This is a genomic window from Pseudoduganella violaceinigra DSM 15887, assembly GCF_000425385.1.
Classification (GTDB): Bacteria; Pseudomonadota; Gammaproteobacteria; order Burkholderiales; family Burkholderiaceae_D; genus Rugamonas; species Rugamonas violaceinigra.
Genome location: NZ_AUDI01000009.1, coordinates 59,742 through 79,180 on the forward strand (window position 1 = coordinate 59,742; position 19,439 = coordinate 79,180).

The following is a 19,439-nucleotide window of genomic DNA, read 5'->3' on the forward strand; positions in this document are numbered from 1 at the left end:
CAGCCAAGGCCGCCAATCACTCAAAAAGTGTCGATGATTGGGCAGTTATCTGTGCTGGTACGCAGGAATCCCCACGAAAACGATCAGCGCGAGAATGAGCAGGGGCAGTGCAATGCCAACGATCTTGACACCAGTGGAGTTAGGCTCCGGCCGCGGACCATACGCATTGGCGCCATCATCACCGGGGGCGAACAGCAGCCACAGGAAAGCGCCCAAATTGACCAGCGGGATCAACACGAGGATGCTGGATTTTGCGGACTTGCCCAAGTCCTGTAAGCGGCGGCGCGCGAGGATCACCGTGGCAATGAATGACAGGATAGCCAGCAACACCGTCACGAAAGCGGGCGCGAGTCCAGTCGCGTTGTATAAGGCGTCGTACACCTCGGCGGCGCCATCCACGAACAGCATCAGAAGGGCGGCGCCAAAGCTGTAGCTCCAGTAGCGCAAACGGCCAATGCGGCCGTCCGTGGAAAACACTTCAGGGTTGCGCCTCGCGTCGCTGGCGATGTCGCTCAGCTGCGCTCGAGGCATGGAATAGGGATTGGTCAAATTCACTCCAGTCAGCGCAAAGCAAGCGCGAAGCTGAGCTCCGGGCTTGCCTTTAGCGTGGCATAACTATTGGCTGTTTTCCAGGCGTGCGGCTTCCGCCTTGGCCTTGTAATTCGCGTAGCTTGGCAATGCGATGGCCGCCAGGATACCGATGATGCAGAACACTGGCACCACCGCCGCCAGGATGATCACGCCGGTGGTATTCGGGCCGGGCGCAGGGCCGTATTCATTCGCATGCGCATCGCCCGGGCCAAAGATCAGCCACAGCCCGAAGAGGAAACCAATCAGGGGGATCAACAATAAAAGGCTGAGCCAACCCGATTGGCCAAGGTCATGCAGACGGCGGCGCGCGTAAATGATCATCACGGCAACCGGCAAGGCATACATCGCGACAATGGCACCGATGGCGCCCGCGCCGAAGGCCCGGCCGCCACCGCCAGCGAACGTCGCCACGCCCATGACCGCGATCATGATGACCATGATCGGGAAGACCAGCAGGCCGGCGCCGACGCTGTAGCCCAGGTAGCGCACCCGGCCGATACGGCCCGAGGTGGAAAAGAATTTGGGATCGTAAGTCTCGTCGCCGGCGATTTCGCCCAGCTGCGATTGAGGCATGGAATAGGGATTGGTCACGGTCACTCCAGTCAGCAAAAAATATTATAAAAATTACTACCAAGAAAATATTACATTACTCTTTTACTAAGACACAAGGGCGCGATTCGAATACAACACCACCTTGCGGCATGCACCGGTGACTGCGATACTTTCTCTAAAGACTGGACGGTTGCACCACTACACGAACGCCGCCATGCATCCCTCACTCAAGTGCCAGGGCAAGTTTTCCCTGAACTGGACCTACCTGAATGCCATCGCCTCCGGCGTGTCGGCCATCGACCTTGGCGGGCTGGCCCTGCGCAACAAGCATGACGCCCACCAGTTTGTGCGCGAATATGGCTTCGACATCGACAATCCCCATGCCCGCGACGTGATCGCCCGCGCCCATGGCGAAGCGCTCGATTTCATCTGCACCAACTTCCTGGCGCCGGAACAGGCGGCGCTGATTCCGCCCGAAGTGTGCCTGCCGGAAGATCCGCTGGACTTGCTGGTCTTCGCTTCGCTGCACGGCAATGAACCGGTGGAGCTGCGCCGCATGTGGTCCTGCGCCGTGCTGAAGGTCATGCACGGCGTCTTCTACATCGATAACAACCTCAAACTTCGCTATTTCAACATCATCCGCCAACAAGTGTTCGCCAGCCTGGATGAAGTCATCAGCGAGGAAGACGGGCAATTCTTTTTAAGCGATGGCGAGATTTGCCTGCCTTTGCTGCATTTTGACCGCAAGAACAATAAGAGCCGCAGCAGCATTCTGCTCAAGCTGCTGCAAAAGTCCGCCTACCTGGCAGCCGACATCTTCGATCACCTTGGCGTGCGGCTGATCTTCAATACCCGCTTCGAATGCCTGCTGGCCTTGCGCACGCTGCAGCGCGCCCACGTCATTTCCGTCACCAATGTGGACTCCCAGCGCACCCGCAACACCTTGCTCGATATGGAGGCGGCAAAAGAGATCTTCACCCAATACCGCTGCATGCTGGAGTCGGCTGAGGGCTATCCGGCCAGCCTGCTGGAGAAGATGGATGCCGAGCTGATGGCCATTTCCTCGCCACAGACGCGCGCCGACAACCCGCACAGCGGCGCCGGCTTCAACAGCATCCAGGTCACGGTGCGCAAGATGATCCACGCGCCGTCGGACGACCCGGCGGCGAGCGGCCCGGACTACGACATCGGCTTCTTCTTCGAGTACGAAATCCAGCTGATGGACAAAGCCAGCCATGACCGCACCCTGGAAGGTCCGGCCAGCCATGACGCTTACAAGAAGCGGCAGGTTGAAACGGCACGCCTGCGCGTGCTGGGGCGCGACCTGGTGCGCCAGCTGGAAACCCGGCCAGGAGCACCGGCTGCCTAGTGCGTGCGCACGCCTACGGGGACGCCCGTGGAGGCGCCCGGCGGCAGCACATGCTCGGGTGCCGTGCCTTCATGGATCAGGCCGCGAATCGCACTGCGCAGTTCCGGACTATCCGTATGCTTGTGGACCGACACGGCATGCTGGACTGCCACCTCCAGCAATTCCTCATCGCTGTCTGCCGAAATCGCGACACTGCAGTTCGTCTCGCTGGGGAATTCACGGCAGTCGATATATTTACGGGTCATGGCGACCTCCCTTCCGAAGCGCTACTTACACTATAGGCTGTTTGGCCGACATTTCCATGCTACATTGGCCGCCTCGACAAGGATGCGGGGAGTGCGATGCTGCGACGATCGATGGCCTTGGTAGTTGTCCTGCTTGCCGGCAGCGCGCTGGCGGCGCCGCTGGACCGCCCGCTCAGCCAGAAGATGCAGGCCAACGCCCAGCGTTATGTAATCGCCAGCCAAGCGGTGCTGGTCGCACGCAACGGTGTGTCCATCTACCGCCACGTGGCCGGGGCGCGGCGCGACGAACTATTCCCGCTCTATTCGCTCAGCAAGCTGCTGGCCAGCGTACTGGTGATGCAGCTGGTCGAGAATGGCAGCCTGGACCTGGACAAACCCGCCGCCAGCTACGTCCAGGGCCTGCCGCAGCACTGGCAGGCGATCCCGCTCAGGCATTTCCTGAACCATACCTCGGGCCTGCCCGAGTATTTCGACCTCGGCGGCAAGAACACGGGCAGCTTCCCGCCCACCCTGCAGGCCGCCTTTGACGCGCTGGCCAGCCAGCCGCTGGTCTTCGACACGGGCAGCAGCACGCGCTACACGCAGACCAATTTCCTGGTGCTGGAAGCCGTGCTTGAAGCACAGTACGGCCAGCCTTATACGCAAATCGCCCGGGAGCGCATCATCGACCGGCTGGGCTTGAAGCACAGCTTCCTTGGCCTGGCCAATGCCAGCCGCCAGGAGATGGTGCGCAGCTTCATCGGCAAGGATGGCAGGCTGCAGGACGATCCCCCAGTTCAATGGCCCGAGTATGCCAACGTGCATGCGCAACTGTTCATGTCCCTGGATGACCTTGCCGCCTTCCTGCACGCCGTGGCGCGCGGCGACCTGGTCGGCAAGGAAATGCTGCGCAAGCTATGGCTGCCGCAGAAATTGAATAACGGCCAGGACGGCGGGTTCGCCTCCGGCTGGGAATTCGGCCGCAGCGGCGGCTATGCCTTCGTCGGCCACGATGGTGGGACCAAGGTCCGCGTGCGCCTGCTGTGGCCCGAACAAGGCGACGGCGATACCTACACCATCGTCTACCTGACCAATGGCAGCGCCAGCAACGTTTGGTCGCGCACCCTGGTGGAAAGCCTGATGGCGGCGATCGATCCCGCCCGCTTCCGCATGGAGGCGATCTCGGAGAGCTTGATCGGCTATGCCACCCAGCCGGATGCGGCGGGCAGGGAGGCCTTGCTGCGGCAGTTGCAGGCCGATGCGGCACGCGATGGCGCGGCGCTGGAACGCCGTATCAACGAAACCGGCTACGCCATGCTGGAAACGCGCGGCAGCGCCACCGCGGTGAAGATTTTCGAACTGAACACCCAGCTGTTCCCGCAATCGGCCAATGCGCGCGACAGCCTGGCGCAGGCGCAGGCGCGGGCGGCGGCGAAATCGCCGTAACCCCGCCCGCAAGCGCCGGGCAGTGAATCAGTTCTTCTTCTTGCTCGATTTTTTCTCGAGGTCTTTCGAGGCCGGTGTCGAACCGCCCTGCACGCCCAGCGCACCGCCCGTGCCCATGCCGCCGGCGATTTCCTGCGCCTTGTAATTGCGCACGGCCTTGACCAGCTGGTTGTATGAATCCATGAAGGAGGCGATCAGGATCTTGCCCTCCGGCGTGTTGGAATAGCCGCCGGCCGCGCCGAAACCGCCGCCGCCGAACAGCGCACCGCCGACATTGAAGTCATAGTTCTTGGCGCTGCCCTCGGCCGCCGCCAGCTGGATGCCGGAACGGTTATCCACCATCAGCAAGGTGGTCGAGGCCTCGTTTGCCTTCAGCCCGCCAGCCACCACGCCGGCCACGCTGCCCAGCAGCCCGAGGCCACCCAAGGCGCCCCCGATTCCCTGCGTGCCTTTCTGGCTGAACGCAATGCTCGGGCTCATGGTGTAGTCGGCCGCCACCATCTGCCCTTTGCCATAATTGCTGCCGGCCCGCATTTCACCGGACGAGGCCAGTGCACGTTCCTGCATCAGCTTGTTCATGGCCGCGCCGCGCTCCACCACGACAAAGCAGTTCGACTGCTGGATCATCATGCGCAGCACCGGCACCGTCGAACCGAGCTTGTATTGCGATAGGTGGTGGTACCACGGCGCCGCCGTGTCTTCCACCACGCCCAGCGTCCCCAGCGGCTTGTCGCATTTCTCCAACTGCGTGCTGGCGTTGGATGCGGTCTCGCCGCCTGCCGCTCCAGTTGCCATGCTTGGTGCACCGCCCAGCTTGGGCTCCGTCCCCGCGCACCCCGACAGGACCAGCAATGCCAGCCCGGCGCAGACAGTCCCTGTTTGGAAGACCTTCTTGTTGTCCATGTTCACTCCCCGAGAAGTAACGGCCGTTTGAACTCATCGGCGTTCTTTGAGAATAGATCACATCGACAAAAAATCTATGTATAGTTATAGGCGCAAGACCAACTCAACCGTTACAAGGAACGACCCATGAAAAAACTGATCATTGCCGCCCTGGCCCTGTCTTGTACCGCTGCCTTTGCCGCGGACCCGGCGCCGGCAAAGACCGCCCAGCAATCGAAAATGGTGACCTGCAATAAGGAAGCCACCGGTAAGAAAGGCGATGAGCGCAAGGCCTTCATGAAGGAATGCCTGAGCAATAAACCCGCTGCGCCAGCCGCACCGGCGACGCAGCAAGACAAGATGAAGACCTGCAACACGGACGCGGCCGGCAAGAAAGGCGATGAGCGCAAGGCCTTCATGAAAGAATGCCTGAGCGCGAAGAAAGCCGCCTGAGCGGCGTAGCGTGGCCCGGCAGCGCCGGGCCGGACAACCCTGCGCCTCAGCGCAAGCCGCTCGCCAGGCGCGGCGACGACAGCAGCACCTTGAACGCATCCCAGCGCTGCTTGCGGGCGGCTTCCGGATCGGCGGCCGTCACATGCTGCTCGACCCAGGCTTTGACCATGTCCTTGCCCAGGTTGTAATTGATGACGTAGCCGCGGTTGGCGTCATAGAAGGACAGGCGCTGCGCCGACTTCTCCGGCGGATACAGGCTCACGTTCACCAGCCACTCGATGGTCTGTTCGCGCGTCCACTTCCCCTCCAGGTAAGCCTGCGCCGCATCGTTATCGGCGTAGCTCAGTTTGCCGAGCAGCTTCATCAGCTGCGCATATTGCGGCGCCAGCGCAGGATCGAGGCCGGCCAGCGGGTACAGTACCTTCTGCTCGAAGGCCAGGCGCTCCGCATCGGTGAACGCCATCTCGATGCCGTAGTTTGCGCTGCCCTCGGCGATCAGCGACATCGGCGAATACAGCGGATACACGCTGAACTCCACCCAGTTGCGCTGCTTGACCAGCGCCTGCTCCAGCAGGGCGTTGTAGACGTGGTGGCCGGGATACCCTTCATGGCAACCCAGGTCGACGGCGCGCTCGATGTAGATCGGGAATTCGGTATTAATCTGGATCAGGCTGTGCGCATTGCCCTTGTACCAGTTATAGCCGGACCATGGCTTGTTGCTGACGAATTCCAGCACGAAGCTTTCCTTCTGCGGCAAGTCCATGAACGCGGCGGTGCGCTCGCGGCAGGCCGCGATGGCGGCGTCGAAGACCGGTTTCAGCTTGTCCTTCGGGATAGCGAACTTGGCACGGAAAGCCTTCAGCCGCGCCGGCAGCGGGCCCGCGCCCGGCAGCAGCTTCTCCACCTGGGCCACCAGCGCCATGTAATAGGCGCGCTCGTGGTGCGGGGTGACGGCGTCGTACAGCAGCGCAGTCTCCTCGTCGAAGCTGAATTTGCGGCCTTCCATCATTTCGACCCGGGCCTGCATCGCCTTCAGCTGCTTGGCCAGGAATTCGATGCGCAGCGCTTCGTCGGCGTTGCCGGCTTTCTGTTGCGCGATGTCGCGCTGGGCGGCAACGACATCGGCCTTGATCGCGGCCAGGCTTTGCTTATTCTTCGCAGCCTGCTGCTCCAGTTCCGGCGGTCCGTAATAGGCATCCACATAGCTGCTGTCATGCTGGCCGATTGCCAGCGCCAGCTTGCGGTAGCGCTCCGCCACGTCCTGCACCGATGCCGCCATGGCGCTGCCTGCCATCAGCATGGCCAGTCCCCCCAATACCAGTTTTTTCATCGTCTCCCCTACGGCTTGTGTCAAAGCGGTAGAGTGTACCTCAGGCCACGCGCAGCTGGCGGGCCACGTCGGCCAGGCTGTAGGGCTTGCCGACAAAGGAAAACCCCTCCACCGGCTGCGGCAGGCCCGAGGCCAGGATGATCTTGATGCCTGGGTAGCGCTGGCGCACTTCGCGCGCCAACTCAAGCCCCGTCATCCCGTTCGGCATCATCACATCGCTGAACAGCACGTCGACGTCGCCGTCGCGCTGCAAGGCGCGCAAGGCCGACGCCGCGTCGTTCGCATGCACGGTCGCATACCCCATGGACTGGAACAATTCGCGCGCCGACTCCATCACCAGCGGATCATCGTCGACGATCAGCACGCGCTCTTCGCGCACACCGCGCGGCCGGCTCGCTTCCGGCAGCGATTCGGCCAGGGCCGGCAGATAAAGGTTGATGGTGGAGCCCTTGCCGGCTTCGGTATCGATGGTCACGCCGCCGCCGGATTGGACGAAGAAGCCGTACACCTGGCTCAGGCCCAGTCCCGTGCCCTTGCCCACTTCTTTTGTCGTGTAGAAAGGTTCGAAGGCGCGCTCACGCACCTCGTCGCTCATGCCGCTGCCGTTATCGGTGACGCTGACCCGCACATAATCGCCGGCCGGCAGCGCGCCGGCCTGGTTGGCGGCCAGCGTCACGTTGCGCGTGGTGATTTCCAGCGTGCCGCCCTCGGGCATCGCATCGCGCGCGTTGACCACCAGGTTGAGCAGGGCGGCCTCGAAGCGCGCCTCATCGATCGACGCCTGGCGCAGTCGGCGATCGAGGTTCAGTTCGAAATTGACCAGCGGACCGGCGGCGCGCCGCAGCACGCCTTCAAAACCCGTCACCAGCCGGTTCAGTTGCTGCACGCTGGGCGCCAGCGGCTGCTGGCGCGCGAACGACAGCAGTTGCTGCGTCAGCGCGGCGCCGCGGTCGACGGCGCGCCGCATGCTGTCCAGCACGCGCAACCCGGTTGCCTCCGGCGGCGCCGTGCGCAGGATATCGATACCGTTCGACACCACCGCCAGCAGGTTGTTGAAATCGTGCGCCACGCCACCCGTCAGCTGGCCGATCGACTCCATCTTCTGCGCCTGGAACAGGGCCGCGCGCGCCTGCTCCAGCGACTGCTGCGCCTGGCGCTGCTCCGTATTGTCGCGCGTGACCTTGGCAAAGCCGAGCAGTTCGCCGTCGTCGTCGTACAAGGCATCGACCACCGCATGGGCCCAGAAGCGCGTGCCATCCTTGCGTACCCGCCAGCCCTCGCTTTCGTAGCGGCCTTCGCGCGCGGCCACCTCCAGCGCCCGCTCCGGCACGCCGGCCGCCTTGTCCTCTTCCGTAAAGAAGCGGCGGTAATGGGTGCCGACCACCTCGTCCAGCGTATAGCCCTTGATGCGCTCCGCGCCCAGATTCCAGTTGGTGATCAAGCCCTGCGGCGAGAGCATATAGATCGCGTAGTCGATCACCCCTTGCACCAGCAGGCGGAAACGCTGCTCGCTTTCACGCAGCGCCTCCATCACGCGCTTGCGCTCTGTGATGTCGCGCGTGACATTGGCAAAGCCCACATGCTCGCCTTCGGGCGTGTGGATCGGATCGATCACCACGCTGGCCCAGAAGTGCGAACCATCCTTGCGGAGGCAGTAGCTCTCGCATTCAAAGCGGCCCTCGCGCAAGGCCGTGGCCAGGGCACGCTGCGCCACCCCGGCGCGCTGGTCCTCCTGGGTATGGAAGCGCGAGAAATGGCTACCCAGCACTTCGGTTTCGCTGAAGCCGTTGAAGCGCTGTGCGCCCGCGTTCCAGCTGCTGATGCGGCCTTCGGTATCGAGCATATAGATCGCATAGTCGCTGATGCTGGCCACCAGCAGTTCATAGCGGGTTGATAGACTCTCAATCGCTGGCGGATCTTTAATCATCAGTAGCGGTGCGCACTGCTGGCGCATGGATTGTGCGGGGATTACTGGAGAATGCCACAATCTGGAATTATGTGGAAAACGGCTTTGCTGCTGGCCATGGCCCTGGCCCTTCCCACAGTACAAGTCCCCAGCACCCGAACGCCGGTGGACAAGTCCTATCGCAAGATGCTGCAGGGCGTGGAACTCTTCAAGCGCGAGCATGCGCTGGCGCCGCAGGCCACGCTGCGCTTTCGCCTGCTGCAACGCCAGCCTGGCACGGACATGACGGGCATCCAGCTGAAACTTGTTGGCGATACCACCAGCATGGCGGTGCCGGTGGCCGCCGACAACAGCTTCACCCTCGACTACCAGGAACAATTGTGGCGCGAAGACGCCGCCGTGCTGGCCAACCGCAAGACCCTGTCCATGACATGGCGCGCCGACGTGCGCAGTCCGGGCGTACCGGAAGGCATGCGGCGCCTGGGCGATCTGCGGCTGGAATGCCTGGTCGGCATGCAGGCCGGCCTGGTATCGAACAACGCCCACCTGTTCGCCTGGCTCGATGAATTCCTGCGCAGCCCGGACAAGGTATGCAGCGATCCAAACGGCAATTATTTATTCTTCACGGAACGGCCACTGTTTGCTATTACCCTGCAAGCCGGAGCACGGCGCGCCAGCCTGCCCTTCCACGCCCTGTATGCGGGCAATCCGCCGCCCGCTGAAATGCCTTACTGCGATTGCCAGGTCATGCTGGACAGCAGCTATTTCGCGCCCGTGTGGGACCGCTCCTGGCCGGACGACACCCTGCTGGCTTTCGAATATATGGATGACCCGCCACCGGCCAGCGGGGCCGCACCGCAAGACCGCAACGCTGCGCTGGCAAGCCTGGGCCCGCCCCAGCTCAGCATACATTTCGACAGCGGCCGCGAAGCATGGCTCTACCAGTCCGCCCCGCCCATCCGCCTCGATCCCGCTGCCGACGGCCGCCCGCGCCTGGGCGAGCACGTGTTGCTGTTCGCCCCCGACGGCAGTACGCTGAAAGCGCGCCAGCGCGCTCCCTGATCAAGAAATGTTGAACGCGTTCCGCGTGCGCGTGCAAAATTTCCCTCGCGTTTGACATTTCTCATCCCTGAACCTTGACCGGTACCGGCTCCGTTACCAGACTGCAGACATGCGGGGCCGCCCGATAAAGGAGGGGGAAATGACCACTCGTCGTTCATTCTTGGCGCTTGGTGCGCTCGGCCTACTTGGCCTTCCCGGTTGCAGTGGTGGCGGAGGAGGCGCTAGCGATCCGGACACGCCCCCCCCATCCGGTCCCACGGATCGCGCCACAGGCTGGACACAAATGCCGGTCGAGACCTACAGCAACCTGCCGCCGGTCGGCGGTGCGATTCCGTTTGACGGAGGCTTTCCGAGCTTCGACCTGAGCGACCAGTCTTTTTTGGCGCGCGGCAGCTACCCGATTCAGCTGCCAACGCCAGGCGACCAGGGCGCCCAGGGATCCTGTACGGCCTGGGCGGTGGGATATGCGGGCGCGACGCAGTGCATGCGCGCTTCGGGCAAATCGCTGCCCGCCGCCATCAGTCCTGCCGACCTGTTTGCAAAAATCCGCAACCGGCTTTCACCCGACGCCTGCGCCCAGGGTTCGCAAATACACTATGCCATGGACGTTCTGGTGCAGGAAGGCGCGACAACACTCGATCTTGCACCGTACTCCGACCGGCAGTGCGGCATCGCGACTGCGGCCAGAACGTTTAACCTCGATGGCTACTCCCGGGTCAATGCCGCCGACACAGTTTCCATCCGCGGCTCGGTGCAGGCTGGGCAACCGGTCAGTTTCGGTATCCTCGTCAATCAGACGTTCCAGAGCCTCAATACCGGCAACATTATCTGGGCACCGAATGGGACCGGCGGCGGCCACGCCTTGTCGATTATCGGCTATGACGACAGCCGCCAGCTGTACAAGGTGATCAACTCGTGGGGAACGGCCTGGGGCCAGAAAGGGTATTTCTACATTTCGTATGCCGACTTCGCCCGCTACGCCATCGATGTCTGCATCCCCTTCCTCCGGCGCGGCAGCCAGAATGCGCTCCTGAGCAGCAGCAAATCCATGCCGAACTCCCCGATCGTCGTCGAACATATGAACGCCCGCCCTTACGGGGGCGGCACGCCCGGCAGCTATGGTGTTGGCGTGGAAATGGCCTGGTCGCAACCATTGAGCGTGAACGCGGCCGCCATCAGCGTGATGGGCGATGCGCAAAACGTCCTATTCAACCGTAACTTCGGGGTGTCGCAGATTGCGCGGGGCTTGCGCTTCGGTGGCGCCGTTCCCGATGGCGCCGCCACCTACCGCCTAGTGCGCGCATCGATCAGCGGCCGCGATGCCGCCGGTGCCCTGCAGACGCTGACGGCAACCACTCGGCCATCTATGCGCTAGCGGAAGGACCAGCGCTTGTGGCCGATATAACTGGTAAATACAGGCACGGCGACGCCGACGGCATGGGCGATTTCGGGACGGTAGGCGCTTACGCCCAGCCACGGCAGGACGTAATAAGCCAGGCCGACGCTGATGCCCCAGGTTTGCAGCACCGCCACCAGGTTGACCAGGACGAAAAAGCCGGCCGAGCGCCCCACCGTCTGCTGGCTTTGTTTGAACACGAACAGCCTGGCCAGCACAAACGCCGTCACCATGCCGGTCAGGTAGGCCAGCACGACGGCGGCGGAAAAGCCCAGCCACTGGCTGTACACCATGCGCGAACCGAAATTGACCGCTGCCGCCGTGCCCCCCGTCAGCAGGAAGGCCAGGAACTGGCGCGACATGAACTGCTGCATCATGCGGCGGCATCCTTCGCCATTTTCAGGCCGAAGTCGATGCTCTCGGAAATGCCGCGGTCTTCCGGATAGTAGTATGAGGTATCCGCCACCCACAGGCCGCGCACCGGCAGGGCCGGCGCCGGCAGGCGGTCCAGGTAGCCCGGCTCGCAAATCGGCTGGGCGTGGCGGTAGCGGCTGGCGCGCATATCGAGGAAGTCGGCGTCGCTCAAGGACGGATTGATCTTCTTCAGGTAGCGCCGCACCTTGTCCAGGAAGACCTGGTCCGGGTCGGCGTACTTGGCGTGCTCGCCGGGCATGTAGAACGGCACATAGACGATGTGCTGGTCGAGCGGCCGCAGGTTGGTATATTCCACCAGGCCCGGGATATCCATCTCGGGGTCGTTGGTGTTGACCCAGAAATTCTCCGTCACCTGCTTGCGCAGTTTGACGATGACGCAAACCACGGCGATGTTCCTGACCGCCTGGAACTGCGCCAGGACGGCCGGCGGCAGGTCGGGCATCACGCGCGGCACATAGGGCAGCGGAATGGTGCTGACCACTTTATCGAAGGCCTCGAACTGGCCGCCGCTTTCCACGCCGCGCACCTGGTCCTGCGCGATCACCACCTTGGCGACGGGGCTGCCCAGCCGCACTTCGCCGCCGTGCTTGACGATGTCGTCGCGCATGGCGTTCAACAGGGTGTCCGATCCGCCCTCCAGGTAGCCGAGCTTTTCCTCGAACAGGCTGGCGCGCGAGGTGCCGATGCGGCGGATCCGGCTCCAGATCCAGGCCGCCGACAGGTTGCTGCTGTAGTCGTAGAACTTGTAGTCGAACAGGCGCCGCCACAATACTTCATAGGCTTCGGCGCCGACCCAGCGCCGGATCCAGCCGGTCGCCTCGACGTGGTCGAGCGCCTTCCAATCCTCGCGCTTGCGCTTGGTGGACAGGAAGGCGTGCAGGCCGTAGCGGAATTTGGCCGCCAGGCCCAATCCGCGGAATTTCAGCAGCGCCAGCGGGTTGCCCCAGGCCTGCAGGCGGTCCTGGTACCAGTAGCCCATCCTGGTGGCGTGCCAATGCATCTGGTCCGACAGGCCAAGCTCGCCCAGTAGCTGCAGGAAGGCCGTGTCCGAGATGCAGTGGAAATGGTAATAGCGCTCGATCGTCAGGCCCGAGAAATCGAAGCCGGCAGCCATGCCGCCGACCCGGTCGTCCGCCTCGAACACCACCGGCTGGTGACCGTCCCGCGCCAACTGGTAAGCGACCGCCAGCCCCATCGGCCCGGCGCCCAGCACCGCAATGCGTTGTCCCATGGTTCAGAACTCCAGTACGATTTTGCTGTACTGCGGGTCGTTGAAGGTCTCGTCGATCGCCTTCGCAAACGGGGTGCACGGCACGCCGAACATGCCGGGCCAGTCGGTCACTTCGAACGCGTCCCTGGCGCTCAGGGCGGTCAGCTGCTGGGTGGTGAACGGCGGGTTCTTGTCGAACCGGCCCCACAGCCAGATCAAGGCGTAGAACAGGCGGTAGGGAATCCTGGCGATCACGGCGCGGGCGCCGGTGGCGCGCTTGATCTGGCGGATGATGTCGATGTAGTCGACTTCCTCATGGCCGGAAATATTGTAGATGCCGTGGTCGATGTTGTTCTCGATGCAGCTGATGATGACATTGCAGAAGTCGCCCACGTAGAGCGGCTGGCGCATATAGCGTCCATGGCCCGGGATCGGGAAGACCGGCACCTTCTTCATGAAACGCGACAGCCAGCCCAGGTGCTTGCGGTCGAACCAGCCGAACATCAGGGTCGGGCGCAGGATCGGGCAGGCGATGCCGCTCGCCAGCACCATCTGCTCCTGCTCCTTCTTGGAATTGGTGTAGAAATCGTCGGCCACCGACATGACCACCGAGGAACTGATATGCACCAGCTGCGGCACCTGGTTGGCCTTGACCGCATCCAGGATCAGGCGGGTGGAGTCGACATTGTTGTGGACGAAGTCGCGGTAATCGTTGCCGCCGATCTGGGCCTGCAGCATGACCACCACGCCGGCGCCGGCAAAGTGGCGCTGCCAATCGCCCGGCTGGGCCAGATCGGCATATTCCACCGTGATGTCGGGCTGCACCTGCTTCAGCACCGCCAGGTTGGGACGGTGCTTGTCGAGTACCACGACGTCGGTATACCCCTTGGCCTTGAGCCGCGCCACCAGGTTTTGGCCAACCAGGCCGGCCCCGCCGGGGAGCAAAATTTTCTTGTTAATTTTCCCTACTCCTTAATTGTGCTGCGCCGCCGGCGCTTTGAGCTGCAACTGGCAGACCGGCCCCGCCGGTCCCTCGCCGCGCAGCGTCAGAATTTCCAGAGGCGCGGACGACAGGTAGCCGCGGTAGCCGGCTTCGCGCGCCACCTGGTGCTGGGCGGCGGCCGCCTCGTTCCAGGCCCAGCCACCGAGCGCATAGCCGGCCTGCTTGCCATCGGCGTCCAGGATGCGCACCACCCGCGGCACCGTTTTCCCGGCCGGCTCGTACAGCCAGCCGCTCACGCGCAGGAAGCGTGCATCGCCCTCGATCGTTTCGGCCAGTGCCAGCGCGCCGCGGCAAGGCGGTAGCGCCAGCGGCGCAAACGCTTTGCCCATGTCCGCCCGTGCGCCGCGATAAGGATACAGCCCGAACACCGAACGCTGCTGGTCGGCGACCGGCACGCTGGAATCGACCACCTCGGTGTCCGGCGCCACGCGGCCGATCTCGACCTGGTCCTTGATACGCAGTTCGACCGCCAGGGCGGCGACGGTGCGGCCAAACAGCTCGTCCGCGTTCGAATGCAGCGCCCGCAGCTGGTACGCCAGCATCAGCAGGGCCAGCACCGCGAACGCGCCCCAGGCGCGGCGGCGGCTGCGCTCTTGCAGCGCCAGCAGCGCAGGCGCATACAGGAGCGCCAGCGCGGCCCAGGCCATCAGGGCTGGCGTGGTGTAGCGTGGCGACAGCGCCTGGCTCAGGCCGAAAATCAGGCGCCCGCCCGCCGTACCGAACGCGGTGCCGCCGATGTAGGCGATGAAGCACAGCAGCGCCAGCGGCAAGGCGGACTGGCGCGGCTGGCGCAGGAAGCGGAAGGCGAAGCGGATGGCACTCGCCACCAGGAACAGGCCGGCCAGCATCGCCGCCAGCCGGCCAATTGCCTTGGCGCCGAAAGCGAAGTGGAATGGGCTGCCCAGGTAATTGAGCACATAGCCGGCGAACTTCAGCGGATGCTCGCGCAGCGACTGCGACAGGGAGCCGTGTCCGGCTGGCGCCGCATAGTCGTGGAAGTAGGCGAACAACACGAGCGCGGCCAGCAATGCCAGCACGCCCGTGCGCCGCGCGCCCTGGCGCGTCAGCAGGGCGTAGACGGCCATCAGCGGCAGGGCCAGCACGCCGTTCGCCATCGTGCCGGCGCTCAGCACGCCCAGCAGGCAGGCCAGCGCGAACACCGCTGCCCCGCCCTCGATGGCGCGGTACAGCGCGTACAGGGCCGCCAGCGGAACCAGTTGCGCCAGGATGAACTGGCTCTGGAAGCCCCAGGTCAGGTTTTCATGCTGGCTCCAGAAGAACAGCGCGCCAGCCAGGAAAGCGGCCAGCGCCGGCTTGTCGGCGGCCCGTCCGGGCGCCGCCTCGACCTGGCGCAGGATGCGCCAGAACAGCAAGGCGCCCAGCGCCACCAGGGTGTAGTTGACGGCGATCAGGAACCAGCCGGCGCCGTCGAACCAGCGCAGGTCGGCCCAGAAGAACAGGCGCGCCAGCACGATGCGGTGTTCATTATGCTGCGCCCACCAGACGTGCCAGTCGCCATTGGCGGCCGCGTCCAGGAAGTGCAGGTAGGAGCCCCACATGTCCCAGAACGGCACTGGCGAATAGTTGCGGCAGGCGCCGGCCAGCGCCAGCCCGATCATCAGCACCGCAAAGCAGGTGAAGAGCTTGCGCAGCAGCGGCGCACGCACCGACGCAGCGATGCCGCTCATATGTCCATCCGGTTGAAGATGGCGCGCGGCAGGTTGGCGATGACCAGCATGATCAGGGCCCATTTGCCGGGCGTGTAGAGCACCGGCTGGCCCTTGGCCGTGGCCGCCACGATCTGCGCCGCCACCGACTCGACGCTGGCCATGCCGCGCTGCGGCAGGTGCGCCGTCATCGGGGTGGCGGTCGGCCCCGGCTTGACCAGCACCACGTTCACCCCGCTCCCGGCCAGGCGATGTTGCAGGCCCTCGGCATAGCGCGTCAAGAGCCCCTTGGCGGCGCCGTAGACATAGTTGGATTTGCGGCCACGCTCACCGGCCACCGAGCCGAGGATGGTCAGGGTGCCGCGCCCGGCGCGCTGCATATGGCCGGCGAACGCTTCGGCGAACAGCGCCGGCGAAATGCCGTTGACCTGCAGAGCGTCGGCCGCCAGCGCCAGGTCGTCCTGGCAGGCGGCCTGGTCCGGCAGGGAACCGTGGGCGATCAGCACAATGTCCGGCACGCCGGCGGCGGCGATGGCGTCGACGCTGGCGCGGATCTGCTGCGGATCGCTGAAATTGGCCTGCAGCGCCTTGACCTGCGATCCCGGGCTGCGCACGCGCAGGTCGGCCGCCACCGCTTCGGTCTTTTCCAGGTTGCGGCCCAGCAGGGTCAGGGCGGCCGGCTGGCTGGCCGCCCACAGGCGGGCGCAGTGTTCGGCCATGGCCGAGGTGGCGCCAACGATCACGATGCTTTTCTTTTGCTCAGACACTTAATTCCCCATCAGGCGGCGCGACATCGCGGAACTGATGCCCGGGTCGCGGTACTGCGTAAATTCGGCGAGGCGCGGGTAGCCGGCCTCGAACAGTGCGCGCGGCATGCGCGCGTCTTTTGCCATGTAGATCCGGCCGCCGGCCTCGCCGACGATGGCGTCCAGCCGTTCGAACAGGCGCAGCGTGCGTTCGCCGCGGTTCGGAAAGTCCAGCGCCAGCGTCACGCCCGGCTGCGGGAAGCTCAGCATGCCGGGCGCCGGGCGCTCGCCGAAGGTCTTCAGCACCGCCAGGAAGGAGCCCTCGCCGCTGGCGGCGATCGCCTGCAGCATGGCCTGCACCGCGGCCCGCCCTACGGCGCGCGGCACCACGCTCTGGTACTGGTAAAAGCCCCGGGGGCCGTACATGCGGTTCCATTCGTGCAGGTTGTCGAGCGGGTAGAAATACTTCTCGTAATGCGCCAGCGCCTTGCCGGCGCGGCTTTTCTGCAGATTGAAATAAGCGCTGTTGAACGGCGCCAGCGAGAATTGGTTGACCAGCGAGACGGGCGGCACGAAGGGCATGCTGCGCGCCCGCGCGGGCGGGACGGCACGGCCGGCGGCGGCGCAGTGGTTGGCGCGCAGGAAAATGCCGCGCCCCTTGCCCGACAGGCAGTCGATCCACGACACCGTGTGCTCCCAGCCGGACTCGGAAGCGTCGGCCAGCTGGAAGAACTCGTCCAGGCTGGCGTACGGCAGGGTCTCCGTCTCCAGCCATGGGCCGGCCACGCGGCGCAGCTGGAGCTCGGCGGTGCTGATCACGCCGGTCAGGCCCAGGCCGCCGACCGTGGCGGCGAACCAGGCCGGTTCGTGCTGCGGGCCGCAGTCGATGCGGCGGCCGTCGGTGCGCAGCAGTTCCAGGCGGCGCACATGGTCGCCGAAGGAGCCCTGCGCATGGTGGTTCTTGCCGTGCACGTCGTTGGCGATGGCGCCGCCGACGGTGACCAGCTGGGTGCCCGGCGTGACCGGCAGCATCCAGCCGCGCGGCAGCGCCAGGCGCTGGATATCGCGCAGCAGCAGCCCGGCCTCGCAGCGCAGCAGGCCGCTGTCCTGGTCGAAGCTGATGAAGCGGTCCAGCCCGGTGGTGCGCCACAGCACACCGCCGGGATTCAGGCACACGTCGCCGTAGCTGCGCCCCATGCCATGCGCCAGACCCGGTCCGGCCGCCTGCAACTGGCGCGGCAACTGGGCGCGCTCGGCCAGCGGACGCAGCTCATGCTCCCACTGGCCCAGCCGTCCCCAGGACGACACCATTACCACGGCCACCCCGCCGTGCCCAGCGCCAGCACCGCGGCGAAGCAGGCGCCGGCCAGCAGGCTGGCCTTGTCCTTGACGGCAAATACCAGCGGGTCGTCGTGCATCAGGCCGCGATGCGCCTGCATCCACATCCAGCTGACCCAGAACAGCATCACCACCACCGCGCCCCACACGAATTCAGGCGTGCGGTACAGCATCTGCACGGCGGCGCTGTTCAAATACAGCGCCAGCACCACCAGCGCCGCATAGCCGGCGCCGACGCCCAGCATCTGGATCAGCGGCGCGTCCGTGGTGTAATAGCCGCGTCCGTGGGCTTTCTGCTTGCCGTGCAGGGCCTGCACCTGCAGCTCCGCATAGCGTTTGACAAAGGCCAGCGACAGGAACAGGAACGCCGAGAAGGCCAGCAGCCAGGGCGACAGCGGCATGTCCAGTGCGGCCGCGCCGGCAACGATGCGCAAGGTGTACAGCACCGCCAGCGCCAGGCAATCGACCAACAGCAGGCGCTTCAGGCCCCAGGAATAGGCGCAGGTCAGGGCGAAATAAGCCGCCAGCCAGGCGCAGAAAGCGTCGCCCACCTGCCATGCCACCGCCGCGCTGGCCAGCAGCAGCAGCGGCGCGCACAACACGCCCAGCCAGGCCGCCACCTGGCCGCTGGCGAAGGGGCGGTTGCGTTTGCGCGGATGCTGGCGGTCGCTTTCCAGGTCCAGCAGGTCATTCGCGATATACACCGAGGAGGCGCACAGGCTGAAGGCGATAAAGGCCAGCAGCAGCGGCAGCCAGTGCGCCGGGTCGGCGAACTGGTGGGAGGCGAACAGCGGCACCAGCAACAGCAGGTTCTTCAGCCACTGGTGCACGCGGAAGACGCGGCGCCAGGCGCTGAAGCCGGCCGGCGGCGCAGCAAACGCGCGCTCGATTTCGCAGCAGCCGGCCGCGCGCCGCGCCACGCCGGCGGGCGCATTGACCACCACGGCGCGGCGCGCGCTGCGCCACACCGGCAGGTCGGCCTGCGAATTGCCCGCGTAGTCGTAGCCGGCCTGGCCGAAGCGCGCCACCAGCGCCGCCGCCTTGTTCTCGCCGGACAGATTGCGCACGCCGTCGCTGGCCATGACTTCATCGAACACGCCCAGGTGCCCGGCGATGGCATTGGCGATCGACAGGTCGGAGGCGGTGCACAGGATCAGCTTGCGGCCGTCGCGGCGCTGCTGCCGCAGCCATTCCAGCAAGGCTTGGTTGTAGGGCAAGGAGGCGGCATCGAAATCGCTGCCCTGGGCCAGGCGGCGCTTCAGCACGGCCTTGCCGCGTGCCAGGAAATACGGGATGCGCAAGACCTCGACAGGGTTGTCCCGCAGCGCCCGCAACGCCGACTCGTGCAGCATGTCGGTATGGATCAGGGTGCCGTCCAGGTCGATGATCAGCGGCAGTGTGTTCATATATAAGCGATATGGTGCGCCGGCGTCTTGCCCCGCGCAGAAGGCAGGTCCCGGGCAGTCGCGGAGCGACCGGGCAGCTTACAGCAGGGCCAAGGGCAAGTCAAGGCAGCCCGCCCTTCAGGCATCCGGCAGCCGCAGGCGCGCCGTCAACCTGTGACTGACGTTGGGCAACTGCCCCTCGGGGCCATGCTGCGATGGGTCGATAGCCAAGTGAACGCCACCGGCATGGCGCCGCCGGCAACGATATCGCGCCGCACGGCCTGCGACCTGGAGGCCGGTATAGACCACGCCAGGCAACTATCCTCATCGCTGATGCGGCTGCCTGTGGCGCGCACCGAGCTGGCGCCTACGGCCGCGCCTGAGGGCAAACTGTCCGCCCCCCTGCTGCACAGATCACAACATTTTAGCCCGACTTCAACAGGG

18 protein-coding genes are annotated in these 19,439 nt (G+C 64.9%); 5 read left to right on the forward strand and 13 right to left on the reverse strand.

The annotated features are described in order from the left end of the window. Nucleotides 1-45 precede the first annotated feature (45 nt). Entirely contained in the window at nucleotides 46-549 is a 504-nt protein-coding gene (locus tag H597_RS29995; RefSeq protein ID WP_051293592.1) for a DUF805 domain-containing protein, read from the reverse strand. A 66-nt stretch (nucleotides 550-615) separates the two neighbouring features. After that, nucleotides 616-1,182, reverse strand: a complete 567-nt coding sequence (locus tag H597_RS0106575; RefSeq protein ID WP_051293593.1) for a DUF805 domain-containing protein — start codon at nucleotides 1,180-1,182, stop codon at nucleotides 616-618. Nucleotides 1,183-1,357: 175 nt separating this feature from the next. Here H597_RS0106575 and H597_RS0106580 point away from each other — a divergent pair, with 175 nt between their 5' ends. After that, on the forward strand, nucleotides 1,358-2,512 hold the full coding sequence (locus tag H597_RS0106580) for a TIGR04552 family protein (RefSeq protein WP_035373342.1): 1,155 nt from the start codon (nucleotides 1,358-1,360) through the stop codon (nucleotides 2,510-2,512). On the opposite strand, the gene H597_RS0106585 is transcribed toward H597_RS0106580, so the two are convergent. Continuing rightward, nucleotides 2,509-2,757 carry a DUF1059 domain-containing protein gene (locus H597_RS0106585; protein WP_028101430.1) on the reverse strand — a complete coding sequence of 83 codons (249 nt, stop codon included), beginning with the start codon at nucleotides 2,755-2,757 and terminating at the stop codon, nucleotides 2,509-2,511. The genes H597_RS0106580 and H597_RS0106585 overlap by 4 nt on opposite strands. Before the next feature lie 111 nt (nucleotides 2,758-2,868). Between H597_RS0106585 and H597_RS30000 the strand changes: the two genes are divergently transcribed. Continuing rightward, nucleotides 2,869-4,182: a serine hydrolase domain-containing protein gene (locus H597_RS30000; RefSeq protein ID WP_051293594.1), complete on the forward strand. Its 1,314-nt coding sequence runs from the start codon at nucleotides 2,869-2,871 to the stop codon at nucleotides 4,180-4,182. Nucleotides 4,183-4,209: 27 nt separating this feature from the next. On the opposite strand, the gene H597_RS30005 is transcribed toward H597_RS30000, so the two are convergent. Beyond that, the gene (locus H597_RS30005) at nucleotides 4,210-5,085 is read right to left on the reverse strand and encodes a CsgG/HfaB family protein (RefSeq protein ID WP_035373343.1); all 876 of its coding nucleotides are present in this window, start codon (nucleotides 5,083-5,085) and stop codon (nucleotides 4,210-4,212) included. 126 nt (nucleotides 5,086-5,211) lie between these two features. On the opposite strand from H597_RS30005, the gene H597_RS0106600 reads away from it, so the two are divergent. After that, nucleotides 5,212-5,517, forward strand: a complete 306-nt coding sequence (locus H597_RS0106600; RefSeq protein WP_028101431.1) for a PsiF family protein — start codon at nucleotides 5,212-5,214, stop codon at nucleotides 5,515-5,517. A 46-nt stretch (nucleotides 5,518-5,563) separates the two neighbouring features. On the opposite strand, the gene H597_RS0106605 is transcribed toward H597_RS0106600, so the two are convergent. Continuing rightward, complete coding sequence (locus tag H597_RS0106605; protein ID WP_035373344.1) at nucleotides 5,564-6,847, reverse strand: hypothetical protein; 1,284 nt, start codon at nucleotides 6,845-6,847, stop codon at nucleotides 5,564-5,566. Between the two features lie 40 nt (nucleotides 6,848-6,887). After that, nucleotides 6,888-8,774 carry a hybrid sensor histidine kinase/response regulator gene (locus H597_RS0106610; protein ID WP_035373455.1) on the reverse strand — a complete coding sequence of 629 codons (1,887 nt, stop codon included), beginning with the start codon at nucleotides 8,772-8,774 and terminating at the stop codon, nucleotides 6,888-6,890. Between the two features lie 69 nt (nucleotides 8,775-8,843). Between H597_RS0106610 and H597_RS30010 the strand changes: the two genes are divergently transcribed. Together H597_RS30010 and H597_RS33140 are read left to right on the forward strand one after the other, a co-directional pair. Then, nucleotides 8,844-9,815 (forward strand): hypothetical protein, encoded by a 972-nt coding sequence (locus tag H597_RS30010; RefSeq protein ID WP_051293595.1) that lies wholly within the window; start codon nucleotides 8,844-8,846, stop codon nucleotides 9,813-9,815. Between the two features lie 283 nt (nucleotides 9,816-10,098). Next, a complete protein-coding gene (locus H597_RS33140) occupies nucleotides 10,099-11,190 on the forward strand; it encodes a C1 family peptidase (protein ID WP_028101434.1) in 1,092 nt (363 codons plus the stop codon). On the opposite strand, the gene H597_RS0106625 is transcribed toward H597_RS33140, so the two are convergent. The 7 genes from H597_RS0106625 to H597_RS0106655 are packed head-to-tail and all read right to left on the reverse strand — an operon-like array spanning nucleotide 11,187 to nucleotide 19,016. Further along, nucleotides 11,187-11,588, reverse strand: a complete 402-nt coding sequence (locus tag H597_RS0106625; protein ID WP_028101435.1) for a GtrA family protein — start codon at nucleotides 11,586-11,588, stop codon at nucleotides 11,187-11,189. The two genes, H597_RS33140 and H597_RS0106625, sit on opposite strands and share 4 nt — an antisense overlap. Then, nucleotides 11,585-12,877: an NAD(P)/FAD-dependent oxidoreductase gene (locus tag H597_RS0106630; protein WP_028101436.1), complete on the reverse strand. Its 1,293-nt coding sequence runs from the start codon at nucleotides 12,875-12,877 to the stop codon at nucleotides 11,585-11,587. The genes H597_RS0106625 and H597_RS0106630 overlap by 4 nt, the downstream gene beginning before the upstream one ends. A 3-nt stretch (nucleotides 12,878-12,880) precedes the next feature. Further along, nucleotides 12,881-13,801, reverse strand: coding sequence for an NAD-dependent epimerase/dehydratase family protein (locus tag H597_RS0106635; RefSeq protein ID WP_371850721.1), 921 nt, complete (start codon nucleotides 13,799-13,801; stop codon nucleotides 12,881-12,883). A 27-nt stretch (nucleotides 13,802-13,828) separates the two neighbouring features. After that, complete coding sequence (locus H597_RS30020; protein WP_051293596.1) at nucleotides 13,829-15,547, reverse strand: hypothetical protein; 1,719 nt, start codon at nucleotides 15,545-15,547, stop codon at nucleotides 13,829-13,831. Further along, nucleotides 15,544-16,293, reverse strand: a complete 750-nt coding sequence (locus H597_RS0106645; RefSeq protein WP_028101438.1) for an SDR family NAD(P)-dependent oxidoreductase — start codon at nucleotides 16,291-16,293, stop codon at nucleotides 15,544-15,546. The genes H597_RS30020 and H597_RS0106645 overlap by 4 nt, the downstream gene beginning before the upstream one ends. Further along, on the reverse strand, nucleotides 16,294-17,589 hold the full coding sequence (locus tag H597_RS0106650; RefSeq protein ID WP_028101439.1) for an FAD-binding oxidoreductase: 1,296 nt from the start codon (nucleotides 17,587-17,589) through the stop codon (nucleotides 16,294-16,296). Beyond that, nucleotides 17,583-19,016 carry a UbiA family prenyltransferase gene (locus tag H597_RS0106655; RefSeq protein ID WP_028101440.1) on the reverse strand — a complete coding sequence of 478 codons (1,434 nt, stop codon included), beginning with the start codon at nucleotides 19,014-19,016 and terminating at the stop codon, nucleotides 17,583-17,585. The genes H597_RS0106650 and H597_RS0106655 overlap by 7 nt, the downstream gene beginning before the upstream one ends. Nucleotides 19,017-19,439 lie beyond the last annotated feature (423 nt).

Coding starts and splice junctions, on each gene's coding strand:
- H597_RS0106580 (WP_035373342.1), top strand. CDS start 1,358: ATGCATCCCTCACTCAAGTGCCAGGGCAAGTTTTCCCTGAACTGGACC.
- H597_RS0106585 (WP_028101430.1), bottom strand. CDS start 2,757: ATGACCCGTAAATATATCGACTGCCGTGAATTCCCCAGCGAGACGAAC.
- H597_RS30000 (WP_051293594.1), top strand. CDS start 2,869: ATGGCCTTGGTAGTTGTCCTGCTTGCCGGCAGCGCGCTGGCGGCGCCG.
- H597_RS30005 (WP_035373343.1), bottom strand. CDS start 5,085: ATGGACAACAAGAAGGTCTTCCAAACAGGGACTGTCTGCGCCGGGCTG.
- H597_RS0106600 (WP_028101431.1), top strand. CDS start 5,212: ATGAAAAAACTGATCATTGCCGCCCTGGCCCTGTCTTGTACCGCTGCC.
- H597_RS0106605 (WP_035373344.1), bottom strand. CDS start 6,847: ATGAAAAAACTGGTATTGGGGGGACTGGCCATGCTGATGGCAGGCAGC.
- H597_RS0106610 (WP_035373455.1), bottom strand. CDS start 8,774: ATGATTAAAGATCCGCCAGCGATTGAGAGTCTATCAACCCGCTATGAA.
- H597_RS30010 (WP_051293595.1), top strand. CDS start 8,844: ATGTGGAAAACGGCTTTGCTGCTGGCCATGGCCCTGGCCCTTCCCACA.
- H597_RS33140 (WP_028101434.1), top strand. CDS start 10,099: ATGCCGGTCGAGACCTACAGCAACCTGCCGCCGGTCGGCGGTGCGATT.
- H597_RS0106625 (WP_028101435.1), bottom strand. CDS start 11,588: ATGATGCAGCAGTTCATGTCGCGCCAGTTCCTGGCCTTCCTGCTGACG.
- H597_RS0106630 (WP_028101436.1), bottom strand. CDS start 12,877: ATGGGACAACGCATTGCGGTGCTGGGCGCCGGGCCGATGGGGCTGGCG.
- H597_RS30020 (WP_051293596.1), bottom strand. CDS start 15,547: ATGAGCGGCATCGCTGCGTCGGTGCGTGCGCCGCTGCTGCGCAAGCTC.
- H597_RS0106655 (WP_028101440.1), bottom strand. CDS start 19,016: ATGAACACACTGCCGCTGATCATCGACCTGGACGGCACCCTGATCCAT.